The organism is Paenibacillus sp. JT22N7 (assembly GCF_059383875.1).
Window position 1 is genome coordinate 135,588 of the sequence record NZ_JBXENY010000008.1, and the last position, 21,922, is coordinate 157,509.

Sequence of the window (21,922 nt, forward strand, 5' to 3'; positions counted from 1 at the left end):
ATCCAGTAAAAAGGGGATAGCTGCATGTTAAATGTTCATTCCGCAAGCTGTGAATATAGAGGTGCTCTGCTTGGCACAGACCTCACAAAGCCGCGATTCAGCTGGATGCTGGAAGCAGCAGAACGCAGAGGAGTCCGCCAGGCCGCTTATCAGCTGCAAGTAGCCGAGGCATCAAGCGGCTTTGAGACAAGCCTTTGGGATACGGGGCGGATCGAACAGGAGCAATCGCTTCATATTGTATATGGCGGTCCTGCGCTTGCAGCCCGTACTGCTTATCGCTTCCGGGTTAGAGTATGGGATACGGCAGGAGAAGAGTCGCCTTGGAGCGAGGAGGGCACCTTCGAGCTGGCCCTTGCTGGCGGGGCGGACTGGCAGGCAAAATGGATTACGCCAGATACGTCAGCTATTGCGGCAGATGCGGCCCCAGCCTATTTGCTGCGCCAGACCTTTCAGGTGAAAGCGGGGGGCATTTCGTCCGCCCGAGTGTATGCGACCGCGCTTGGCGTGTATGAGCTGTACCTGAACGGCGGCAAGGTGTCGGATGATTTGCTCGCTCCAGGCTGGACCAGCTATCACAGCCGTGTGCAATATCAGACCTATGATGTGACGGCGGAGCTGAAAGAAGGCGCAAATGGCATTGGCTTTATGCTGGGCGACGGCTGGTACCGCGGCGGACTGGGCTTTGATGACAAAAATTATATGTACGGCGACAATCGTGCCGCGCTGCTGGAGCTGCATATCCGTTATGCGGATGGCACGGAAGAGGTCGTAGCGACGGACAGCTCATGGCAGGCGGCGCTTGGCGCGATTCAATACGCGAATATCTATCACGGTGAAACGTATGATGCGCGCTTGGAAATCGAGGGCTGGAGCGAAGCAGATGGTGGAGTGAACGGATCGGAAGCTCATAGCGATGATAAGCAGGCAGCTGGCGGATGGTCGGGTGTGCAAGTGCTGGATCTGCCATACAGTCAGCTAGTAGCACAAGAAAACTGGCCGACGAACGTCACCGAAATCATCAAGCCGATCTCCTCGTTTATTACACCGGCAGGCGATCATGTGCTGGATCTAGGGCAAAATATCGTTGGACGCATGAGATTTACCGTCGAGGCGCCGGAAGGAACGCAAATCGTTTTGCGCCATGCGGAGGTGCTGGACAAGGACGGCAATATTTATTTTGGCAACCTGCGTCCTGCGAAACAGACGCTGACCTATATCGCGAAAGGCGACGGCATAGAAAGCTATGCGCCCCATTTTACCTTTATGGGCTTCCGCTATGTGCTGGTGCAGGGCTTCCCCGGGCAGGAAGCAGGCGCTGCGTTGCCGGCAGATGCATTCCAAGGCGAGGTTATGCACTCCGATATGCCTTCAACTGGTGAATTCGAATGCTCAGACGAGCGAATCAACAAGCTCCAGCAAAATATACGCTGGGGACAGCGCGGCAACTTCCTCGACGTGCCGACGGATTGCCCGCAGCGCGATGAACGGCTCGGCTGGACGGGCGACGCGCAAGTATTTATCAGCACCGCTTTATTCAACTTCCAAGGCGCGCCGTTTTTTGCAAAATGGCTGCATGACCTGAAGGCGGAGCAGCATGAGGATGGCGGCATTCCTTTCGTTATTCCTGATATTGTAGGCGGAGCCAATTCGGCGGCATGGGGAGACGCTGCGGTTATTTGCCCATGGACGGTTTATCAATATTATGGCGATGAGCGGCTGCTCTCCGAGCAGTATGAAAGCATGAAGCAATGGGTGGAGTACATTCGGGCACAGGGCAGCGAAGAGTATTTGTGGAATAGCGGCTTTCATTTCGGGGATTGGCTTGCGCTCGATGCGAAGGAGAACAGCTATATTGGCGCGACGCCAACGGCATTGATTGCAACAGCCTATTATGCCTACTCCACGCGCATTGTTCGCGATGCAGCGAAGGTGCTCGGCCATGACGAGGACGCCGAGCGCTATGACGAGCTGCACACCCGCGTAATTTCCGCGTTCCGCGACGAGTTTATGACCAAGAGGGGACGGATCGCTTCGCCGACGCAAACCGCGCATATTTTGGCGCTTATGTTCGACCTGGTGGATGAAAGCGTGAAGGATCGGGTAGCGGAGGATCTAAACAACCTCATCGTCGAAAATGACTACCACCTGACGACCGGCTTTGTGGGCACGCCGTATTTATGTTTTGCCCTGTCGAACAGCGGCTATCATACGACGGCGGTTCGCCTGCTGCTGCAAGAGAGCTATCCGGGCTGGCTGTATTCGGTATCGAAAGGCGCAACGACGATTTGGGAGCATTGGGACAGCATTAAGCCGGACGGCTCGTTCTGGAGCGACGACATGAACTCGTTCAACCATTATTCCTATGGGGCGATCGGCGATTGGATGTACCGCAAGGTGGCTGGGCTAGACATGGACCCTTCGCAGCCTGCCTTCAAGCATATTCGAATCGAGCCGTTGTTCGGATCGACCATGCTGACTTATGCTAAAGCCTCCTACGACTCCGTATACGGACGGATCGAGTCGGGCTGGCGTGTAGAAGGCAGCCGTATTGAGCTTCAAGTTGTCATTCCAGCGAATACGACAGCAGATATTATTTTGCGGGGAGCGACGCTCGCTGGCACGACAGAAGGCGGGACTTCGCTTGAAAATAAAGCGGGCATCGCATCGGTGGAGGAAACCGCAGCTGGCTTGATCATCCGTGCCGGCTCGGGTACGTACCAGTTTGCCTATGAGAGTGAAGGCCTGTTCCGCTCGCAGTACAGTGCCAAGACGAAGATGAGTGAAATATGGATGGATGAGCGGGCGATTGCCATTGTGAGCCGGCATATGCCAAATCTGTTCAGCGGCGCACAGGCAAACATTGCTAAGCCGTTCTCTCTTCAGCAAATCTGCGACAATGGCATGTTCCGTATTTCCAAGGAGACGATTGACCAGGTGCTTGAGGAGCTTGCAGCGCTGTAGGTGTTGGAAGTAAGGGCATAGCCAGACAATGGGGCGTGTAAAAAGGGCATGTAAATAGGGCGTGAAAATAGAAGGAAACCGCACGGCTGCTGCCATGCGGTTTTTTCTATGCAGATAGCGATAGCGGCTACTGCAAGCCGCATATAACCCTGAAACGAACGTTATTCGACTCCCGTGCCCAGCATCGTACGGATTGTCATTTGCTTTAATCCATGAATGTAGTCCTGCTGCCAATCTCGAATGATAAGTGCGGGTAAATGAGCCTCTGGCACATAAATAGCGCTGCGGCTTCTTACCTCCTCCAGCTCCTGCTCAGACAGATTGATGCTGCAAAAAATAAAAATATCCGGGTTCAGCGTTGCCGTGAAAATCGCAACCAAGCGGCTCATGGCATCAATCAGCTTGGCATCATCGCGTTTTTCGTTGGAACGATCGGTAAGCTCTTGAATGACCTCGCCAAAGTTCTGCTGCCCAAGGGGCAAATAAAAAACCTCGCCAGCAAAAAAGGTGTTCCCTCTGACGAGCTTTCCATTGACCATAATGCCAGCACCGGGGCCATTCATGCCGAAATACAGATAAACAAGCGATAAACTTTTGTTGTTATCCAGTTGGTCATGATAGCCGAGTACCGTGGCGTTCATATCATTTTCAATCTGGACCTGAAGCGGATAGCGGCTCTCGTAAGCGGCCTTCAAATCATAGCCGTTAAATTTCTCGTAGCTGGGAATATGAAAAACCTGGCCGTTCGTCACGCTCGCAGGAACGCCGAAGGTTAATGCGCGAATGAGCGGATATCGCTCCAAATAAACCTTCATTTGACGGTCCAGCGCTTCCGGCCCTTCATCCAAAACACCGGGCAGCCTGTCTTGCAGAAGGATCTCTCCGACATAATTCAGCAAGGTATAAATGGTGCAGTCCTTTTCCAAATACACAGCTAAGCCCGACATATGCGCTGCATTCAGCATATAAATTTGCGGCCTTCGACCTCCGCTGGATTCCCGCAGCCCCGACAGCAAAACCTCGCCATCCGCCTTCATTTCCTCAATCGCTTTGCTCACGGTCGGGAAGGTCAGCCCTGTTATTTGAGCGATTTCGACCTTGGTCGACTCCTGCTCATAATAGAGCGCGCTGCGAATTTGCTGCCGGATCATTTCGCCCATTAATTTAGGATTCACAAATGGAAGCTTTATTTTTTCCACCCTCCTGACGGTTATAAAATGTGAGACCTACTTGGTCTTTGCCTGATCCTTCTCGCCAAGAGGTCTCGCGGCATGAGACGTCAGCCCTGCGAATACAATGCCGACAAGGACGACGATTAAGGCCATTCGCAAGCCAATTGAGTTGCCAATCATGCCAAGCAGCGGCGGCCCAACAAGGAAAGCCAAATATCCGGCTGTTGCTACAGCTCCGACCCGTGCAGCTACACCATGCGGATTGTCGCCAGCGGCGGACAAAGCGACAGGGAAGCCGAAGGCTGCGCCAAAGCCCCACAATACAACGCCGATAGAAGCGATGATGTAATTGTGACCCAAGATCACGATGAGCAGGCCGGCAATAGCGGATACAGCAGACGCTCGCAGCACAGCTACTCGGCCGAATTTATCGAGCAGCATGCCGCCAGTTGCCCGAACGATCGTCATTGCTGCTACAAATATGCCATAGACGAACGAACCTGTTGAAGCAGAAGTATCATAGCCATCGACCATAATTAAAGGAAGCCAGTCATTGGCTGAGCCTTCGGCGAAGGTCATACCCAAAATAATAATGCCGAGCAGTAGGGTGCGCGGCTCTTTCCAGATGGCAAGGCGCTCTTTAGTCGTTAGCGTAGGAGCATTCTTGTCTGTTTTACTTTCTTGTCCTGTTCCTTTAGGCACGAATCGGGACAAATAGACGATGAGCACAACTAATAAAATAAGAACAATACCCAAATGCATGATGACGGACACATGAGACTTCGTTGCTAACCAGCCCACGACAGCGCCGATAAAGGTTCCTAAGCTGAAGGCAGCATGAAAGCCGGTCAGCAAAGACTTTTTCATTGCGCGCTCCAGCATGGTGCCCTCAACATTCATTGCCACATCACAAATGCCAAAGCCAAATCCGAAGATTGCTAACCCCACGAACACAACAGGAGCATAGGTGAAAAAGGAGCTGCCAAGAGCAATGATTGCGAGGCCTCCTGCAGCAATGAGCATCCCGTTCATCATGACGAAACGTCCGCCCTTGCTGGCAATAAAATGCCCTGCCCCAAGCAGGCCGAGGATTGAGCCAACAGACAGCCCGAAAATAATCCAGCCCATCTGGCCAGTCGAAGCGCCGAGTGTATCGCGAATGGCGGGCGTACGGGAGATCCAGGATGCCGTGGCAAAGCCGCATAAAGTGAAAATCACATAGATGGCATTACGCCATAATTCAATCTGTCTTGCGCTTAATTGTTCATTCATTAGAAGCTCCCCTTACTCGCTATCATACTTTTTAAAGATGTTTAATAACTAAGCAAGCTTATCATAACGTATCGCAGCCGTATTAAAAAGCTGTCTTTTTGCGAAAATCATATGGGATTATGGGTTTTGCATAATAATGTCTTGTTTAGCTGTGGTTCTGACACTGAGCTAATATTTTATTGAAACCGGCTCTTTTAAATTTAAGGTTTTCCATGCAAACTGTCTTCATTTTGATTGCTGCAAGACCGATTTAACTTAATTGCCTTATATAAACGAAAATACTTATTTAATATAATTAACTAACAATAGTAAAGTCTAAAGGCTTTAACTATTCGAAAGGATGAAGACTGTTGAATAAGATGGATTCAAGCAAAGTTAGCCCAGAATTTCTACCCGGCCGAATGGATGAGGTAATTGATCAGACGATTGCTGACAAGCGTTTGGTCGGTGCTGTCATTAAAGTGGCGATAGATGGAAAAATGGTGTACAGCCGCGCTGCTGGCTTTGCCGACCGCGAGATGGACCGGCCCATGCAAGAAGATGCTTTGTTCCGCCTCGCTTCCGTTTCTAAACCTATCGTTTCAACGGCCGCCCTAGTGCTGGTGGGGCAAGGTCGCCTGCAGTTGGATGACCGCGTTGATCGTTGGCTTCCCGAGTTCCGGCCGCGATTACAAAGCGGAGAGATAGCTGCTTTGACGATTCGACATTTGATGACGCATACCGCAGGTCTGACTTACCGCTTCTTTCAAGAAGAAAATGGTCCCTATCAACAAGCCGGGATATCAGATGGCATGGATCAGTCGGGTATTACGTTGGAAGAAAATCTGCAGCGTATTGCCTCTGTTCCGCTACTCTATACGCCAGGTGCCGAGTGGAAATATTCCATCGCGACAGATGTGCTCGGAGCAGTCATTGCAAAGGTAACGGAAACAACGCTCAGCGAGGCCGTGCATTCCCTAGTGACAAAGCCGATTGGCATGAGCGACACCGATTTTATTGCAGTGGACCCAGACAGACTGGCTATTGCATATACCAATGATAGTCCAGAGCCGAGGCCAATACTGAATCCTGATAAAATCGGCTTTTTGGAAGGCACGGCAGGCTTCCGGCTTGCTCCAGGCCGTGCACTTGACGGTACGGCCTACCCTTCGGGAGGAGCCGGTATGGTCGGCAGCGCCGAGGACTTTATGCAGCTGCTGGAAGCTTTGCGTAAAGGAGGAGCGCCTCTGCTGCCGGAGGCTCTAGTTCATGAGCTGACTACCAACCAGATTGGAGATTTGCCGATGGCTTATTGGCCAGGGCGAGGATTCGGTTTAGGCATCACGGTGCTCAAGGATCCCATTGCGGCAAATACACCGGAATCACCGGGCACATGGCGTATGGGCGGAACCTACGGACATTCATGGTTTGTCGATCCAGAGCAGCGGCTCAGCGTCGTGGCGTTTACCAATACTGCACTGGAAGGCATGTCGGGCCAGTTTACGGTCGACCTTTGTGAAGCTGTGTATGACAGTATCAAAAAATAGCCATTCAAAGAAAGCTAGGTTAGGCGCGATTCTGGGAAATTAAAAGGAGTAAAGCAGCCCCATTGAGGCTGCTTTACTCCTTTTTGGCGGACTGGCGTTCCGCTATTCTGGCTTTTGCTTCGATTTCAGGCCGTAAGCGGACAGGAAGGCCGTTATGGCTCTCGTTATCCCGTCCCAATGGCCGTTTACCGCGCATTAGCGTCTCCTGAGTCCGCAGACTATGGCTTAACCCGTGATTCGGTGAAAATAGCGGCTGCTGAGTCCGCCAAGTCGAGGCGTTGTGCAGAAAGTAAAACCTTCGCCATGCAGCGACGTTAAAGCAGCTAGGCTGCTAGTTAAATTTCATTTTTGGAAATGCCATTCAAGCTTGGGGCAAAATCGGCAGCTTTGTTGCTAGTCAACGTCTGAGCTTCTTCCGTTAAGTGATCGTCGTTTTGTTGATTGTTTTTCTTATCTGCACGATTATTAGAGCGGTCCATTTTGGGATCGGCGCTATTTTTGGGCATGATATTCACCTCCATCTTTTCAAAGTGTAGTATGAGAAGTTGGATTGAATTTTATCCCAGCCCAAGCGGAACTTGAAGCATACACCGCTGCATTTTCCGCCATTTACTGAAGAAAGGCTTTAGCCAGCAATTGATACGCGTGGTGACTTGCATGTTTATCCGTAGAAGAAGCGCACTATTTTACTTTCCCCATTAGGAAACTCCATTTGCTTCTTCGAGAGAACGAATGAGAAGACTATGATCGATCGGTGAAGACATGACAATTAGTATGGTATAGGTTCCATATTTATCGCACTGATTGCCAAACTCTTCTAGCGTACGTGTGGAGTCCGTCACTACTTTTAATAAATAACTATGTTCTCCGCTTATGCGGTGGCACTCAGCAACATGGGGAGATGCATGGATAAAATCAAGAAACGCCAAGCAGTCCTTAGTCCGAAATAACATATAGGCTGCCGTATGCTTACCAATTTTTTCGGGAGAAATGACGGTGCGGTACTCTTCGATTATCCCCTTTTCTTCCATTCTCTTCACTCGTTCCGTTACAGCAGGCTGGGACAACCCCACGCTTTTACCCAGCTCAGTCATAGAAATCCTTGCCTGGTTTTGAAGATAGAAGAGGATTTGCTTGTCTGTATGATCCACTTAGAATACACTCCTTTAAATTTAAGGCGTTTTAAATAAAACAGCTTATATTCATTTGTGTATTCATCATATTTGATTTGATCTAGTATGTAAAATAAAGAATTTAAATTATATAATAAGTCACACGGGAGTAAGGTGATTCACATATGAGAAGTTGGAGAGGATGGCAAGCAATGAGTAAATACGATTTATTTGGAGGGTGCTTTCAATGACTCTTTCCCATTCCAGTAAAAATATTATCGCATTGTCCGCGATATGTTTGTCCGCGCTAATGTTCGGCCTCGAAATTTCCAGTGTGCCAGTGATACTGCCGACCCTCGAAAAGGTATTGCATGGCAATCTTAAGGATATGCAATGGATCATGAATGCCTATACTATTGCATGTGCGACGGTTCTGATGGCTGTGGGAACGCTGGCTGACCGTTATGGAAGGAAGCGCATTTTTATTATCAGCCTCGTCTTGTTCGGCATTACCTCCTTGGTTTGTGGCTTGGCCCAGAGCACATCGGTTCTAATCGTCAGTCGGTTTCTTCAAGGTGTGGGTGCTGGCGCGATGCAGATTTGCCAGATAGCCATTCTTTCGCATCGGTTTCAGGAAGGACGAGAACGCAGCAAAGCTTTTGGAGCATGGGGGATCGTGTTTGGGATCGGCCTCGGCTTTGGACCCATCATCGGAGGGATGATTGTGGTCGTATTGAACTGGCATTGGGTTTTCCTAGTCCACGTCCCGCTGACCATTCTCACTTTGATTCTTGTCTTTGGCGGTGTCGAGGAGTCGCGTGATCCGCAAGCGAAAAAGCTGGACATGATCGGCATCGTCACGCTTTCGCTCGCGGTTTTTGGCCTTGCCTATTTTATCACACAAGGATCTGAACTAGGCTTTACCAGTCTAACCTCCATCATCATCCTTGCTGCAGCGGCAACAAGCTTTATCGTTTTTCTTTTTGCGGAAAAGCTCAGCGCTCATCCGATGTTCGACTTTTCCGTATTTAAGATACGTAATTTTTCCGGTGCTCTCCTTGGATCCATCGGCATGAATTTTAGCTTCTGGCCGTTCATGATCTATCTGCCAATCTATTTTCAGAGCGGCCTTGGCTATGGCATTGTAGCCGCCGGGTTATCCCTCTTGGCGTATGCTCTTCCCACTCTGGTGATCCCGCCCTTGGCAGAGCGCCTTTCGCTTCGCTATCAGCCTCGTATAGTTATCCCATTGGGTCTGTTCATCATTGGGCTGGGCTTTATTTTGATGAAATATGGCAGTGGAGGCGATCACGCCAGCTGGCTGACCATGCTTCCAGGCTCTCTGTTGGCTGGGATTGGGCTGGGCTTGACCAATACGCCTGTGACCAACACGACGACTGGCTCCGTTCCGATTACCCGTGCAGGCATGGCTTCAGGTATAGACATGAGTGCGAGATTAATCAGTCTAGCCATCAATATCGCCGTGATGGGATTCATTTTACAGGAAGGGATACGGTCTTATTTGAAGGGAACCCTTCTTGGGAATCTCAATACAACGCAATTACGGGATTTAGCCGAGAAAATAGCCGCCGGAAACTTTGCATCTCTCAAGCAGGGTTTGCCAGAGCTAACTGCTCTGGACGCGTCCGGAGCAGTGGTCCATGCAGCACTTGTGCACGGCTTTGGCTTGGTGATGCTCTATGGTGGCCTTGGCGTGTGGGTTTTGGCCGCGATTAGTTTTATAATCTTCGGCTCCAAGAAAGCATCGGCGCAGCATTAAACGGTCATTGATTTGGTGACGCATCCTGAAGGTTAATTCATCTGAATCGTATTAGACTGCACTAAAATCTCAACACGTCTGTTGCGCTGCCGGCCCGCCTCTGTAGCATTGCTGTCAATGGGCTTATATTCGCCAAAGCCTTTGGAGCTGAAGTTCCGGGGATCGAGCTCCTTGTTTTGCAGCAATAAATTTAGAAAATTGAGTGCTCGCATGGCGCTAAGATGCCAATTGGAATCAAATTCAGTCATGCCAATCGGGACATTGTCGGTATGTCCGCTAATGATTACATTATGTATAGGGTCCATGACCAGAAGCTGTGATATATCTTTGACGATGCTGATATTGGAGCTTTGGACCTTGGCACTGCCGGAAGCAAATAAAACATCATCCTTGATCGTAATGAGCAGCCCTTCATCCGTCATTTGGGTTTCTAGCTTTGCGGTGAGCTGGTGCTCGGAAATATATTGGTTCACCTGCGATTGTATATGTTCTAATTCGTTTATTTCTTGTGCTTGCGCGGTATCCGGCGTTTCCTGCACGTTTCCCTTATCTGATTTTGCAATGACAGGATTCTCTAATGCAGGCTGCCCTTCGAGTACGCCAGTACCGCTATTAAAGGCCATTCGAAAAGCTTGCGACATCTGTTCAAACTTTGCAGCATCAGCGCTGCTCATGGCATAAAGCACGATAAATAAAGCGACTAGTAAAGTCATTAAGTCCGAATAGGGCAGCAGCCAGGACTCATCCACATGCTCTTCTTCATGTTCATGCTTGTTTCGTTTCATTTGTTCCACACCTTTCAAGTCTAATTTGAATGGAATTAATTCAACAATCGATGAATTATAATCATAAGAAGAGGAGCCATTTTTCCAGCAAAATGGTTTCCCTTTTTTATTATTCCCTTTTTAATCGACGGCTATTTGAAAAAAATTAGCCAAAACGGATTGCTTCATTTCGCCTTTAAGATCGCTGTTTGCCGTAACGTCTTCTTTGAACTCATTTACAAAATTAGGAATCGTTCCAAGAAGGGAAACGGAGTTCACAAGCATTAAATAATAGAGAGTAGGCTCCTGTTTCTTGATAACGCCAGCCTCCATACAATCCTTAATAAAAGGCACGAGATGCCGGTAAGTCGGCAGGAGCATTTTATCCATTAGATAGGTGGAGCGTTCACTCGGGTGGGACAACTCGTTCGTCACAAACATCATGTGGAAAGGAAATTCAAAGCAAAAATCTACAATGTTGTCGACAAGAGCAAGGCAAGCAGCCTCTAGCTTCATATGCCTATAATTATTTTTAAAGGGTACGGTTTGAAGCGTGATCCGTTCAGTTAAATAATCGACCACCGAAGTCCATAAACCAAGCTTTGACCCGAAATGGTAGGATAGCAGGGCGACATCCACATTCGATAAGTTTGCCATTTTTCTAAGACTTGCCCCCTCATAACCATGCTTAGCAAATTCAATAAGGGCATGAGTCAATATCTGCTCTTTCTGGAATGGTTCATCCTTGGATGGACGCCCCGGGCGGCGCTTCGTCTCTTTCATTTTGTCGGCCTACTTTCTTCAAAACAATAATTCATCACATGATGATTTTAGCATGTTGTAATCGTTAGTGTCTACAAACGAATAAATTGGCTATAGCTGATGAGATATATGCACATTTCCAATTCCATTGATATGCGTACTATGAAGTATATCGTTTAATGAGGAGTGGAGTTATGAAAGCGTTGGTTACCGGGGGTGCGGGGTTTATTGGTTCCCACCTAACGGATATGCTTATCCAAAGCGGTGCTGTGGTACATGTCATTGATAATCTATCAACGGGATCAAAGAATCACGTGCATCCTGCCGCTATCCTGCATGTTGAGGATATTAACAGTGATGCCTGTTCTAAAATTATTGAACATGTTCGGCCTGATGTTGTCTTTCACCTAGCTGCTCAAGTCGATGTCCAGCGTTCAATGGCTGACCCCGCTTTTGACTCTACTGTTAATATTGTCGGAACAATCCGGCTCTTAAAAGCTTGCGAACAAGCTAAAGTAAGTAAGATTATTTTCTCTTCTACTTCTGCCACATACGGAGACTCCAATAACGAACGCCATGAAGAAGAAGCTATTCCCGCCCCAATTTCCTATTATGGGCTTTCCAAACATGCTAGCGAAAGCTATATTCGATTGTTTCATAGAATGTACGGCATTAACTATACCATCTTGCGTTATAGCAACGTGTATGGCCCACGACAGAGCTATACAGGAGAAGGTGGTGTTGTCGCCATATTTCTAAATAAATTAAATAAAGGACTTCCTGTACTTGTTCACGGCAGCGGCGATCAGACTCGAGATTTTATTTATGTACAGGATGTTGTTAAGGCAAACATGGCGGCCATTCACCAAGGAGAGCAAGAGACGATTAATATAAGCACGGGTTTGCGGACTTCTATAAACAACCTCATACACATGATGAAAATGATTCATGGCCAGGACGCCCAGATTACGTATGGCACCGAACGGCCGGGTGATATTATGGATAGCTGTCTAGATAACTCAAAAGCTGAACGAGTGCTAGGATGGCGGCCAATGAGCAGCCTGTTTGAAGGATTAACGCAAAGCTATCAGCAATATCGTTGAAGGATAGGTATAAGCCAAAAGCCGATATATGTCATTCAAAAACATGACATATATCGGCTTTACTATTATGCATTATTTTATGGCTACAAGCACATTCGCAAACCCATCTTCCCGCCCATAAACTAGCTCATACGTCGCATTATCCTGTGTCAGCACCTGTTCGATTGTAAAACCGCAATCCGTTAGCAGCTTACGCAATTCATCTGGCCGGTAATGCCGATAATGGTGAGGATTCACCCCGTTAAGAAAATAAGGGTTTTTCAAATGGGGGATAATCTCTTCGTTAGGGGCCGAGATGAGAAGAATACCGTTTGTATGGAGCGATTCATAAAGCTTTTGAATAAAGGTCCGATCATCCTTTATATGCTCCACGGTTTCGAAACAGGTAATAACATCGAACGTTTGGATAGGAAGCTCATCACGAAACGATTCGGACAAGTCCGTTTTTACATAAACCGTATTGTCACCTGAAAAATGATCAATGGCCCAATTTAATGCATGCTCCGAGCGATCAACCCCTACGACTAATGCACTTGGGGAATGAATGGCTATATAATGAGTGCCATATCCCGAGCCGCATGCTGCATCTAGTATGAAATCTCCAGGGCGGATAAAGCGCGTTGCAAAATGATAGCGGTAATGATGATCCATCATGACATCATGAATGGAGGTAGCATACATCCGTTCCATCTTTGCGATTTCGTCATCCATCTAATTTCCCTCCATTACCAGTCTAGTCTCTTTTCTCACGGCTTTCTCTCTTTGAAAATATCAGCTATTTCTCCTGGTACATCTGTACATTGCATCAAACCCTATCTATGAATCTAATATATAGAACGCGTTACTAGAAAGGAGGTGATCGCTATGACCGTTACAATAGTAGATTATCAGTTTCAAGAGGTTGCTGTTGGAACAGGTTCGCTTCCGTTTATCATTTCTCCAGGATCGGAAGTGCTGCTGACGTCTCTCTTTCTCCAGATTAACAATATTAATAACCGTATTGAGTTAAAAGCTACAATCGGATGGGAGGCGCAATTACTGCTCTTGAATATTGTGCCGAAGCTGCTTTTTCGGATTCGTCGCGGAGGAACAAGCGCCCCGGCAACCGTTGTATTTCAAACAACGGATTCCGTTTTTTTGGGAACAGCATCTGAAGGTCCATGGGTTCCGCTTGATTTCACAACTTCGTTTCAGCATACTGAAGCTGCCACAGCTGGAATCGTCGGTACCTTTCAACAATACGCCCTGACTGTAGAGCATATTGGGCAAAACTCCGCCACGATAACCGGACCCGTTCATTTTGATGGTATTGTTTATTTATGATGTAGTTGAAATTTACCAAGTGGTCGGATTTTCGTGAAAATGAAAATCCGACCACTCTTTCTTAAAATATAAGCATGTATAAGTTTCCCCCGTATAGTGGGCTTATATTTCACCCTCGAAACGGAAGCTTTGCCGTTAGAGGACGGCGACAGCCGTTTACGCTTACACATCCTCAAAAATGTTTTGGGACCCTGTGCGAGTATCCATCCATACAATAATAGGAGTGCCCGTGGCTCTTACGACGAGGCCGTTATAATCCCCAATTGAAGGAGTAGGGACTCCAATCGACGGATCGGCGTTAGGATCGAAGGAGACGCTTGTTATGCGGCGGTTAGGTAAAAACGTGGAGCCTGCATCGTTGGACTCTGCCAAATACACATCGAGCAGCGTGGTGGTGAGACGGTTTGTATAATACATAACCCGCACCCCTCCATTATCACGAGAAACCGTTAAATTGGGCAAAAAGTTTTGTGATGCGGCAGGGCTATCGTCTACTTGACGGAGAGTCGACCAGGAAACGCCTCTGTCGGTTGATCGTGACATATAGATGTGTGCATTGCCTGATCGGTTATCCTGCCAGACGGCATAGACAATTCCTTCGCCATTGAACGGCGAAATGTCGACCGCTAAATAAGCAATAGTCAGGACGCGAAAGCTAAAGGTTGGTACAGGGAGAGGGGTCGGAACGAGCGAAACGGTCGATATCGTAATAATGGGTCCAAACGTTATCCCGCCATCAACAGATCGACGCATAAGAAATTGCGGTGTTCCTGGCCCATATTGCATCCACCCCACATAAATATCGCCTTGCGGTCCAATAGCAATGGTTGATCCGAAGCTAGTTACACCTTGTACTTGGTTCGTTAGCAATATAGGCACAGACCAGGTCACACCTTGATCGAGTGATCGTTGAAATAACGTTTCGGAGCTTTTGAAATTGTTGAAATAGCGTGTAAATGCAATATACGCCTGGCCAACATAAGGACTCCCATTCGCCGTATCAATGGCTATCGCTGGTTTATCATTATAGATCGCCGTGCTATACCCTTGATTGACAATGATGGGTGTGGAGAAAGAAGCGCCATTGTTTGTTGATCGGTAAACAATGATGGATGAATCTGCTACAGGGTTAACATTTAGGGCAGTCGCAGCAACAAGAAACAAATTGGGATAACCATACGCAGCAACCCCATCACCGGAGGCTGCGAATCCAACCGGGGGTGACATCAGCATCTGGGTATACGATGCCCCGCTATTAATTGAGCGGTAAACGGTCGTCATATTGTTTCCCGAACGCAAGTCATTCGTCGTCACGATAACGGTTGCTTGATCCAGTGAATTGAGCGCAATCGACGGCTCCTGTTGAGGGCCTGAGGGGGTTACTTGTATGTTGGCCATCTGCAGCTTCCTTTCTATACTTTTAGTTAATCTTATCTCGCTTGAAAAATAATCGAGCCGACAATGTGATCATCCACGATGGAGAAGGAAGCTGGAATATACATTCGTTGATTATTGCGGAGCAATTCACATATGCCAGATCCATAATGGCCAGCATATTTCGGAGGATGATTTGCTTTTCGTATATGCTGGTTACTTAGAAGTATTTCATAACAGTCAACTACCCGATCGACCATCTTCGGAAGCGACCATTGTCTGATCCCCCATTCGTAACCGTTATAAGCTAATCTTTGTGAAAGCGATTGGTTTTCGAGCAGTACTTGCAAGTAACGTGACAGTTCATTGCTATCACCTGCTTTTGCCATCAATCCGGTATGGTTATGCCGCACCATTTCCGGAATTCCACCGGCATTGGAGACGACGAGGGGCTTGCGCGAGATTTGCGCTTCCATCACAGCATAAGGCTGGTTATCATGCAGACTCGGGAGTACAACAATATCGGATTGCTGCAGCAGTGCGGGAACGTCGTTTCTGCTGCCAATAAAAAGCACATGTTGACTCAGTCCCAAATGAGCAGTCTGATTTTCCAACTCCGACCGAAGATAGCCGTCACCAATAAACAGACAAATCCAATCGCTCCTGGTCTGCTTTAACTTGTATAAAGCACTGAGCAAGCTGCTATGACCTTTCACTTTATCAAGCCTAGCTGGACAGGCAATAATGTTAAGATTGGACGGGAGCTTTAAGGTAGTATTCTCTTTCATCCGTTGCAAATGATGTTCAACGTTCATTCCATAGGGTACAACTTCCATATGATCGATGGGCACTAAATAGCTGGCTAGTGTTTGCTGCAGCCATTTTGTCGGCACGATGGACAAATCGCTCGAAGTAGCTCCGTAATATTCTCTTGCGCAAGCATATTTCCAAATGAATTCAGGTGGTGCTTTTCCTTCAAGCGAAATCCAGTATTCGGTCGCCAGGCATCCATGAATAGTGTTTATTAAAGGCAGGCCCTCCGGCTTAATCTGCCATAGCGCCCGGGAGGATATGACATCCTGTGCATGAATCAAATCATATTTTTTCAGTCCGAAATACGAGGCTGCTAGCGCATAGGTGCAAAACTCAATTTCTTGGTCGACGATCCATGGATCGATGGGAATTTGCTGTGCAGCATATACGGCCTTAATTTCTCTCTCGACGAGCTGTTTGAAATACCTTTTCTGTACTCGCTGCCCTGTACCCAGCATATAGTAGCTTTTTTCATCGGGATGTAACGCAAACACATCTACCTCATGGCCTAGACGCTCCAAACTAGTTTTTAAATCTTGGATATATGCCCATACACCGCCAACATGTGGAAGCTTCCAATACGTGGCAAGGAGAATCCTCATTTTCCACCACTCTGCTTGGCTTGAAGTGCCTCATCGTACAGTTGGAGCGTTCGTTCCGTCATTGTATCCAAAGACCATTGCCTAAGCCCGTGGTATCTGGCTTGATTGGCAAGTCTTTTCTGAAGCCTGTCATCGTCAAGCAGTTCATTGATGCGTTCACATAATAAATCTGCACGACCGGATGTGAATAATAACCCGCTTTCTCTATCAGCTATCATTTCTGGAATTCCTCCTGCATCCGACGCAATTATTGGCTTCCCGGCTACTTGTGCCTCCATGATGACAAAAGGGAAATTGTCATGAATACTTGGTGCCACAACCATATCAGCCTGACTTAGAAGTGCTGCCATATCGTTGCGATGTCCCAGAAACATAACATGCTGCTGAAGCTTTAAATCATTGGTCAGTTGGTCAAGCCTTGGGCGCAGCGGACCATCCCCAACTAGCCAACAAACCCAATCTGACCGTCTCTTTCGCAGAAGTTCAAGAGCGTGTAGTAAAACCTCGTGGCCTTTAACCGCGTCTAGGCGCGCCGGACAAACGATTAGCTTTAAATCGTTTTTTGGAATGGCCCCATTCAGACTTATGGCTTGGCGAAGAAAAGATAACGTATCGAAGCCATATGGTATGACGTCAAATGGATCTTTTTCTAAATCGCTAGTTGACTCATACTGCTGCTTGAGCCACTCTGAAGGGACGATGATTCGGTCTCCCACCCTGCTTCCATATTGATCAAGTGTATTGGCCCACGTTGCTGCCGGGGAGGGGTCAGAAATAACACCTTGAAGCTTCCATTCGGCTGCCAGCTTGCCGTGGAGGGTAACGACAAGCGGAGTGTTCTTTGGCTTAATTTCAGAAACAGCAGTCGCAGAAATGACATCTTGTGCATGAAGTACATCGTATTTTGTTAGTGTGAATGCTGTTAGAGCTTGACGAAAAGCAAGACGCTCACCTTCCATTGCCGCAAGCCAAGCATCGTAGTTTCTTGAATTCATATTGAAGCGAATCCCAATTTGTTTCATAATCGGAGTTAAAAAGGTTTGCTTATCCATGGATTTGCCTTTATCAACGATATGATAATGTAATCCGGATTGGTTATGGGAGAGGATGTCAACTTCATGTCCCCTCTCCTCAAGGCCTTTTCGCAGCGCCAAAACATAAGTGGATACTCCGCCTGTATAAGGAATACACCAATAGGAAACAAGTCCAATTTTCATCTGTCACTCCCCATTCGGCTGCAAGGATTCATATCATAACCGATTACGATACCATTCGATTGTCTTGTAAAGCCCCTCTTCTAAATTCACGGAAGGCTTGTAGCCGAGCAATGATTCGGATCGAGTCAAATCCGGCTCACGTCCAGGCATATCCTCATAGCCTGAGCCGTAAGCTTCGGCATACGATTTGAGCAAGATCGGAGAGGTCGACCCGCTAAGCCTAATAATCAACTGCGCCAACTCCCAGATTGTGATAGGGCAATTTGAGCCAATATTAAAGGCGAGTCCGTTTGCTTTCTCGTGAAGTGCTGCTAAGGTACCATTAACCGTATCGTCCACATAGGTGAAGCAACGCGTCTGTGCTCCGTCGCCATAAACCTCTAGCGGTTCCCCTTTCAAAGCTGCTTTTATAAATCTTGCGACTACCCCGCCATATTGCGAGTTCGTTTGTCTTGGTCCATATGCATTGAAATATCGAAGCACAGTGACAGGGAGTCCCTTTGCTGCATAGGCGAAGCACATATGCTCATCGAGCGATTTTGCTGTTGCATAACACCAACGATGGACAGAGGGGGCACCATAAAAACGATCGGACATTTCGTGGAAGGGCAGAACTTCATTTTTTCCATATATTTCTGACGTTGATGAAAAAATGACCTTTGTATGACGTGGATATGCCAATTCAAGGACATTGCGCGTGCCATCAATGTTGCCTTCAATAACCTTGAGGGGATCCTCTACTGTATTTTTGACACCCAATACAGCAGCAAGATGAAAGACAACATCCGCTCTATCCATCAATTTCTTGAGCGTCCTTCGGTCAGTTACTGAGCCTTGGATGAGCGTATGACGTTTATTAGCTTGAAGATGGGATAAAAACTCCGGCCGTCCGGTCGAGAAATCATCCAACGACCAAACCGTATGGCCCGCTTCCAGCAGACGCTCTACTAAATGAGAGCCGATAAAACCTGCACCACCCGTTACTACTACCTTCATTGGAATACCCTCCTAGAGTAAAATAACATTGTTTCGATCTGCCATTTTTCCAGTGGCGTTACGTGTATCGATGACAATGGGCGTGTGCGCCACAAGAAGCTCATATGGGATATTAGAATGATCCGTTAAAATTAAAGTGCAATCATAATTTTTCATTTTTCTGGCAGTAAGCGGTGTACTATGAAGGACAGTTTCACCTATTTTCAGAGTTTTCACATAGGGGTCAAAGTATCCCAGATTGACGCCCGCTTGCAGTAAATGCTCCATAATAGGCAGCGCAACGGACTCCCGCATATCGTTAACGTCTTTTTTATACGTAACTCCAATGACAAGCACACTGCATTCGTTAAGCGCTTTTGGCTGCAGGCTTTTTGCCACTCGTCCCACAATATACCCAGGCATATCCTCGTTTACTTGATGGCAAAGGTCAATGAACGGCAAATCCATATGATGTTCTCTCGCCTTCCAGAGCAAATATAGGGGGTCAACCGGAATACAATGCCCTCCAACGCCAGGGCCTGGATAATATTTTGTAAATCCAAACGGCTTAGTTCCCGCAGCCTCGATGGCTTCCCAGAGATTAATATCCAGCTCCTCGCTTAACTTCAACAGACTGTTCATAAATGAAATATTCAAGTATCGCTGGCAGTTTTCCAGAAGCTTCGTCATTTCAGCTACGCGTGGCGATGACACGAGGACCACTTCATTAAACACTGAGCCATATACTTGCTTCGCATAGGCTGTGCAGGATGGAGTTACGCCGCCAACCACTTTAGGGATTTGTTCCAGCTCCCATTTAGAACCGGGATCAATTCGCTCTGGTGAATAGGCGAGCGAAATGTCTTTACCTACAAGAAGTCCAGTTGACTCCAACATCGGTTTTAGCCGTTCCTCGCTTGTTCCTGGAAATGTAGAGCTTTCCAGTACAATAAGCTGCCCTCTATGCAAATAGGGGAGTGAGCTTTGTGCTGCGCCTATTACATAGCTCAAATCAGGTTGATGCTGCTCATCAAGCGGTGTCGGAACGCAAAGGATTATGACATCGACTTTCTCAATGACATCGAATGCAGTACCTACATGAAAACTATTTTTACTAAAAAGCTTTCGGATGTCTTTTCTATTAAAGTCAGACAGGTAGGATTGCTGCTTGTTCAACATATTGATTTTTCGTTCGTCTGCATCAATGCCATAAACCGTGTTTCCTCCTTCCAGAAACAATTTGGCGAGTGGCAATCCGACGTACCCCAGACCGATAATACCAATTTTATACTCAGGGGCCTGCTCCATAATTCTGTCAGCTCCTTTCATTCTTCTTCTAGCATGATACGCGAATGAATGAAAGCCGCTATAGTTGAGTGTCTAAATTTTATGGAAATAGTAGAGTATCACGAGGTCTAGCAGAAATAGAGAGAGGCGCTGGGTTTCGGAAACAATAGTTGGAATTAAAGGGGCTGGAAAGAAAGAACGATATGATAATTGCCTGTATCGATGCGAGGGATAAATAGGTTGGTGTACGTTAACAACGCACTTGAAATCTCATATTATATTTGGACGACAGACCAATCGGAGGGAACACATGCGAATATTAATCGCCTGCAGTTGGTCGCTGCCACATGCCGGCGGCGTAAACACATATGTAAATCAGCTGGAAAAAGGTCTAAAGTTCGCGGGGCATCATGTTGATATCTTCTCCCCGACACCTGATGGGCAGGGGTTTTATATTCCAGGCAAAGAAATGGCTATTGATAAAGCCAAGCTGCAACCACTGATTGCCCATCAATCGAACCACTACATGGAACACCATTTGTCCGGAATTGATCCCTGGATTACATTTTCTGAAGTTGAGCGTTACTGTTTTGAAGCAGCTGCTATGTATTTCGGCTTGGCCGAGTATGACTTAATACACGCACAGGACATTATGAGTGCTCATGCATTGTCACGTGTGAAGCCTCCTCATACGCCCTTAGTAACGACTATTCACGGATGCCTCACGAAGGAATGGTTCGTTAGATTAAAGACATTGGGGTTAACAGACCAAGATACAAACTCCCCTCTTTGGAAATATTCGGCATTACGTGAGCATCTGGGGGCAACAGTCAGTGATGTCACGATATCGCCTTCAGAGTGGTTAAAAAGAGTAATGGTTGAGGATTTTGCAGTTCCCGAACCCAATATTATCGTAAGCCACTATGGATTTGATAAAGAACAATTTCAACAAAATATGCTGCGTGATTCCATGATTGTCAAGCCTGAAGGAGTAAGTGTATTTTTATGCCCTGCCCGCTTTGATGTTGTGAAAGGACATATTTATCTCATTCATGCACTAGTAAAACTGAAAGCGGAGCGTTCGGACTGGGTTTGCTGGTTAGCTGGAGAAGGCTCACTCCGTGATGAAATCATGAATATAACGAAAGATTACGGTCTGGGCGACCACGTCATATTTTTAGGAAACCGTGAGGACGTTCCAGCTTTGATTCATCAGGCAGATTTTATCGTTTTGCCCAGCATGCAGGATAATCAGCCGTTTGCCGTTATTGAGGCTCAAATAGCGGGCAAGCCGGTCATCGCTTCTGACGCTGGCGGTATACCGGAAATGGTAACCCATTTCGTGAATGGGCTTGTATTTCATGCCGGAGATATTAATGAGCTGCATTTATGCTTAAGATCCGCTTTACAGGATACAAACTGGTTAAGCAGCATGGCGAGTCAGGCAAAAGAATGGGGAGAGCGGCATTGGGCATTGCCTGAGATGACTAACCGTGTGTTAGCACTGTATGAGTTGGCGAGGAGCAAGCATCCCGAACAAAATACGGGGATTGAGCCGCAGACGGAACAGCCTGCTCAACAGCAGGCTGAGCAACAGATCGAACCGCAAATCGAACCACAGCTCGCACAGCAGACTGAGCAGCAAAGCCCAATAACGCCACTACAGAGGGGAAGAAGAAAATGGCGCGCCAATCGAAGAAAAAAACAACCGGCAGCAATAAAGCGAAAAAGAAAAATAAGAAGAAAACAAAGAAGATTTACAAGAAAAAGATCGTAAGGCGGGTACGTAAACGTCACCCCAGACTGAAACGGGCAAGCCATGTATTACAAAATCAACAAGTAGTGCCCACAAATGACCATGATCCAGCCATACAGCCAG

At 47.3% G+C, this 21,922-nt stretch carries 18 protein-coding genes; 6 read left to right on the forward strand and 12 right to left on the reverse strand.

Annotation, left to right across the window (positions count from 1 at the left end; translation table 11 throughout):
* Nucleotides 1–24 precede the first annotated feature (24 nt).
* Nucleotides 25–2,961, forward strand: coding sequence for a family 78 glycoside hydrolase catalytic domain (locus tag AC50Y5_RS21600; RefSeq protein ID WP_494863660.1), 2,937 nt, complete (start codon nucleotides 25–27; stop codon nucleotides 2,959–2,961).
* A gap of 161 nt (nucleotides 2,962–3,122) precedes the next feature.
* On the opposite strand, the gene AC50Y5_RS21605 is transcribed toward AC50Y5_RS21600, so the two are convergent.
* Entirely contained in the window at nucleotides 3,123–4,160 is a 1,038-nt protein-coding gene (locus AC50Y5_RS21605) for an ROK family protein (protein ID WP_494863662.1), read from the reverse strand.
* A gap of 27 nt (nucleotides 4,161–4,187) precedes the next feature.
* Nucleotides 4,188–5,405 carry an MFS transporter gene (locus AC50Y5_RS21610; RefSeq protein WP_494863664.1) on the reverse strand — a complete coding sequence of 406 codons (1,218 nt, stop codon included), beginning with the start codon at nucleotides 5,403–5,405 and terminating at the stop codon, nucleotides 4,188–4,190.
* A gap of 359 nt (nucleotides 5,406–5,764) precedes the next feature.
* Between AC50Y5_RS21610 and AC50Y5_RS21615 the strand changes: the two genes are divergently transcribed.
* Nucleotides 5,765–6,931 carry a serine hydrolase domain-containing protein gene (locus AC50Y5_RS21615; RefSeq protein ID WP_494863883.1) on the forward strand — a complete coding sequence of 389 codons (1,167 nt, stop codon included), beginning with the start codon at nucleotides 5,765–5,767 and terminating at the stop codon, nucleotides 6,929–6,931.
* Nucleotides 6,932–7,266: 335 nt separating this feature from the next.
* Here AC50Y5_RS21615 and AC50Y5_RS21620 read toward each other — a convergent pair whose 3' ends face one another.
* Nucleotides 7,267–7,437: a hypothetical protein gene (locus tag AC50Y5_RS21620; protein WP_155972888.1), complete on the reverse strand. Its 171-nt coding sequence runs from the start codon at nucleotides 7,435–7,437 to the stop codon at nucleotides 7,267–7,269.
* A 192-nt stretch (nucleotides 7,438–7,629) separates the two neighbouring features.
* Nucleotides 7,630–8,082 (reverse strand): Lrp/AsnC family transcriptional regulator, encoded by a 453-nt coding sequence (locus tag AC50Y5_RS21625; protein WP_056032219.1) that lies wholly within the window; start codon nucleotides 8,080–8,082, stop codon nucleotides 7,630–7,632.
* Between the two features lie 208 nt (nucleotides 8,083–8,290).
* Between AC50Y5_RS21625 and AC50Y5_RS21630 the strand changes: the two genes are divergently transcribed.
* Nucleotides 8,291–9,823: an MFS transporter gene (locus AC50Y5_RS21630; protein WP_494863667.1), complete on the forward strand. Its 1,533-nt coding sequence runs from the start codon at nucleotides 8,291–8,293 to the stop codon at nucleotides 9,821–9,823.
* Between the two features lie 32 nt (nucleotides 9,824–9,855).
* Here the strand turns inward: AC50Y5_RS21630 and motB are convergent, their stop codons facing one another.
* A complete protein-coding gene (gene motB, locus AC50Y5_RS21635) occupies nucleotides 9,856–10,608 on the reverse strand; it encodes a flagellar motor protein MotB (RefSeq protein ID WP_056032213.1) in 753 nt (250 codons plus the stop codon).
* 120 nt (nucleotides 10,609–10,728) lie between these two features.
* Nucleotides 10,729–11,370 carry a TetR/AcrR family transcriptional regulator gene (locus AC50Y5_RS21640; protein WP_056032211.1) on the reverse strand — a complete coding sequence of 214 codons (642 nt, stop codon included), beginning with the start codon at nucleotides 11,368–11,370 and terminating at the stop codon, nucleotides 10,729–10,731.
* 173 nt (nucleotides 11,371–11,543) lie between these two features.
* Between AC50Y5_RS21640 and AC50Y5_RS21645 the strand changes: the two genes are divergently transcribed.
* The gene (locus AC50Y5_RS21645; protein ID WP_056032209.1) at nucleotides 11,544–12,452 is read left to right on the forward strand and encodes an NAD-dependent epimerase/dehydratase family protein; all 909 of its coding nucleotides are present in this window, start codon (nucleotides 11,544–11,546) and stop codon (nucleotides 12,450–12,452) included.
* A 72-nt stretch (nucleotides 12,453–12,524) separates the two neighbouring features.
* Here the strand turns inward: AC50Y5_RS21645 and AC50Y5_RS21650 are convergent, their stop codons facing one another.
* A complete protein-coding gene (locus tag AC50Y5_RS21650) occupies nucleotides 12,525–13,163 on the reverse strand; it encodes a class I SAM-dependent methyltransferase (protein WP_056032206.1) in 639 nt (212 codons plus the stop codon).
* A 153-nt stretch (nucleotides 13,164–13,316) separates the two neighbouring features.
* Between AC50Y5_RS21650 and AC50Y5_RS21655 the strand changes: the two genes are divergently transcribed.
* A complete protein-coding gene (locus tag AC50Y5_RS21655; protein ID WP_056032204.1) occupies nucleotides 13,317–13,775 on the forward strand; it encodes a hypothetical protein in 459 nt (152 codons plus the stop codon).
* A 162-nt stretch (nucleotides 13,776–13,937) separates the two neighbouring features.
* Here the strand turns inward: AC50Y5_RS21655 and AC50Y5_RS21660 are convergent, their stop codons facing one another.
* From AC50Y5_RS21660 to AC50Y5_RS21680, 5 genes are read right to left on the reverse strand one after another with little or no spacing between them, the layout of a single operon-like run.
* Nucleotides 13,938–15,173, reverse strand: coding sequence for a sialidase family protein (locus AC50Y5_RS21660; RefSeq protein WP_494863670.1), 1,236 nt, complete (start codon nucleotides 15,171–15,173; stop codon nucleotides 13,938–13,940).
* A 32-nt stretch (nucleotides 15,174–15,205) separates the two neighbouring features.
* Nucleotides 15,206–16,564 (reverse strand): glycosyltransferase family 4 protein, encoded by a 1,359-nt coding sequence (locus AC50Y5_RS21665; RefSeq protein WP_063892480.1) that lies wholly within the window; start codon nucleotides 16,562–16,564, stop codon nucleotides 15,206–15,208.
* Nucleotides 16,561–17,781, reverse strand: coding sequence for a glycosyltransferase family 4 protein (locus AC50Y5_RS21670; RefSeq protein ID WP_494863673.1), 1,221 nt, complete (start codon nucleotides 17,779–17,781; stop codon nucleotides 16,561–16,563). The genes AC50Y5_RS21665 and AC50Y5_RS21670 overlap by 4 nt, the downstream gene beginning before the upstream one ends.
* A gap of 33 nt (nucleotides 17,782–17,814) precedes the next feature.
* Entirely contained in the window at nucleotides 17,815–18,777 is a 963-nt protein-coding gene (locus AC50Y5_RS21675; RefSeq protein ID WP_494863675.1) for an SDR family NAD(P)-dependent oxidoreductase, read from the reverse strand.
* 12 nt (nucleotides 18,778–18,789) lie between these two features.
* Nucleotides 18,790–20,064 carry a nucleotide sugar dehydrogenase gene (locus tag AC50Y5_RS21680; protein WP_056032196.1) on the reverse strand — a complete coding sequence of 425 codons (1,275 nt, stop codon included), beginning with the start codon at nucleotides 20,062–20,064 and terminating at the stop codon, nucleotides 18,790–18,792.
* A 289-nt stretch (nucleotides 20,065–20,353) separates the two neighbouring features.
* Here AC50Y5_RS21680 and AC50Y5_RS21685 point away from each other — a divergent pair, with 289 nt between their 5' ends.
* Entirely contained in the window at nucleotides 20,354–21,820 is a 1,467-nt protein-coding gene (locus tag AC50Y5_RS21685) for a glycosyltransferase family 4 protein (RefSeq protein ID WP_494863677.1), read from the forward strand.
* The last annotated feature ends 102 nt before the right edge of the window (nucleotides 21,821–21,922 follow it).

Coding starts and splice junctions, on each gene's coding strand:
- AC50Y5_RS21600 (WP_494863660.1), top strand. CDS start 25: ATGTTAAATGTTCATTCCGCAAGCTGTGAATATAGAGGTGCTCTGCTT.
- AC50Y5_RS21610 (WP_494863664.1), bottom strand. CDS start 5,405: ATGAATGAACAATTAAGCGCAAGACAGATTGAATTATGGCGTAATGCC.
- AC50Y5_RS21615 (WP_494863883.1), top strand. CDS start 5,765: ATGGATTCAAGCAAAGTTAGCCCAGAATTTCTACCCGGCCGAATGGAT.
- AC50Y5_RS21620 (WP_155972888.1), bottom strand. CDS start 7,437: ATGCCCAAAAATAGCGCCGATCCCAAAATGGACCGCTCTAATAATCGT.
- AC50Y5_RS21630 (WP_494863667.1), top strand. CDS start 8,291: ATGACTCTTTCCCATTCCAGTAAAAATATTATCGCATTGTCCGCGATA.
- motB (WP_056032213.1), bottom strand. CDS start 10,608: ATGAAACGAAACAAGCATGAACATGAAGAAGAGCATGTGGATGAGTCC.
- AC50Y5_RS21640 (WP_056032211.1), bottom strand. CDS start 11,370: ATGAAAGAGACGAAGCGCCGCCCGGGGCGTCCATCCAAGGATGAACCA.
- AC50Y5_RS21645 (WP_056032209.1), top strand. CDS start 11,544: ATGAAAGCGTTGGTTACCGGGGGTGCGGGGTTTATTGGTTCCCACCTA.
- AC50Y5_RS21650 (WP_056032206.1), bottom strand. CDS start 13,163: ATGGATGACGAAATCGCAAAGATGGAACGGATGTATGCTACCTCCATT.
- AC50Y5_RS21655 (WP_056032204.1), top strand. CDS start 13,317: ATGACCGTTACAATAGTAGATTATCAGTTTCAAGAGGTTGCTGTTGGA.
- AC50Y5_RS21660 (WP_494863670.1), bottom strand. CDS start 15,173: ATGGCCAACATACAAGTAACCCCCTCAGGCCCTCAACAGGAGCCGTCG.
- AC50Y5_RS21665 (WP_063892480.1), bottom strand. CDS start 16,564: ATGAGGATTCTCCTTGCCACGTATTGGAAGCTTCCACATGTTGGCGGT.
- AC50Y5_RS21670 (WP_494863673.1), bottom strand. CDS start 17,781: ATGAAAATTGGACTTGTTTCCTATTGGTGTATTCCTTATACAGGCGGA.
- AC50Y5_RS21675 (WP_494863675.1), bottom strand. CDS start 18,777: ATGAAGGTAGTAGTAACGGGTGGTGCAGGTTTTATCGGCTCTCATTTA.
- AC50Y5_RS21680 (WP_056032196.1), bottom strand. CDS start 20,064: ATGGAGCAGGCCCCTGAGTATAAAATTGGTATTATCGGTCTGGGGTAC.
- AC50Y5_RS21685 (WP_494863677.1), top strand. CDS start 20,354: ATGCGAATATTAATCGCCTGCAGTTGGTCGCTGCCACATGCCGGCGGC.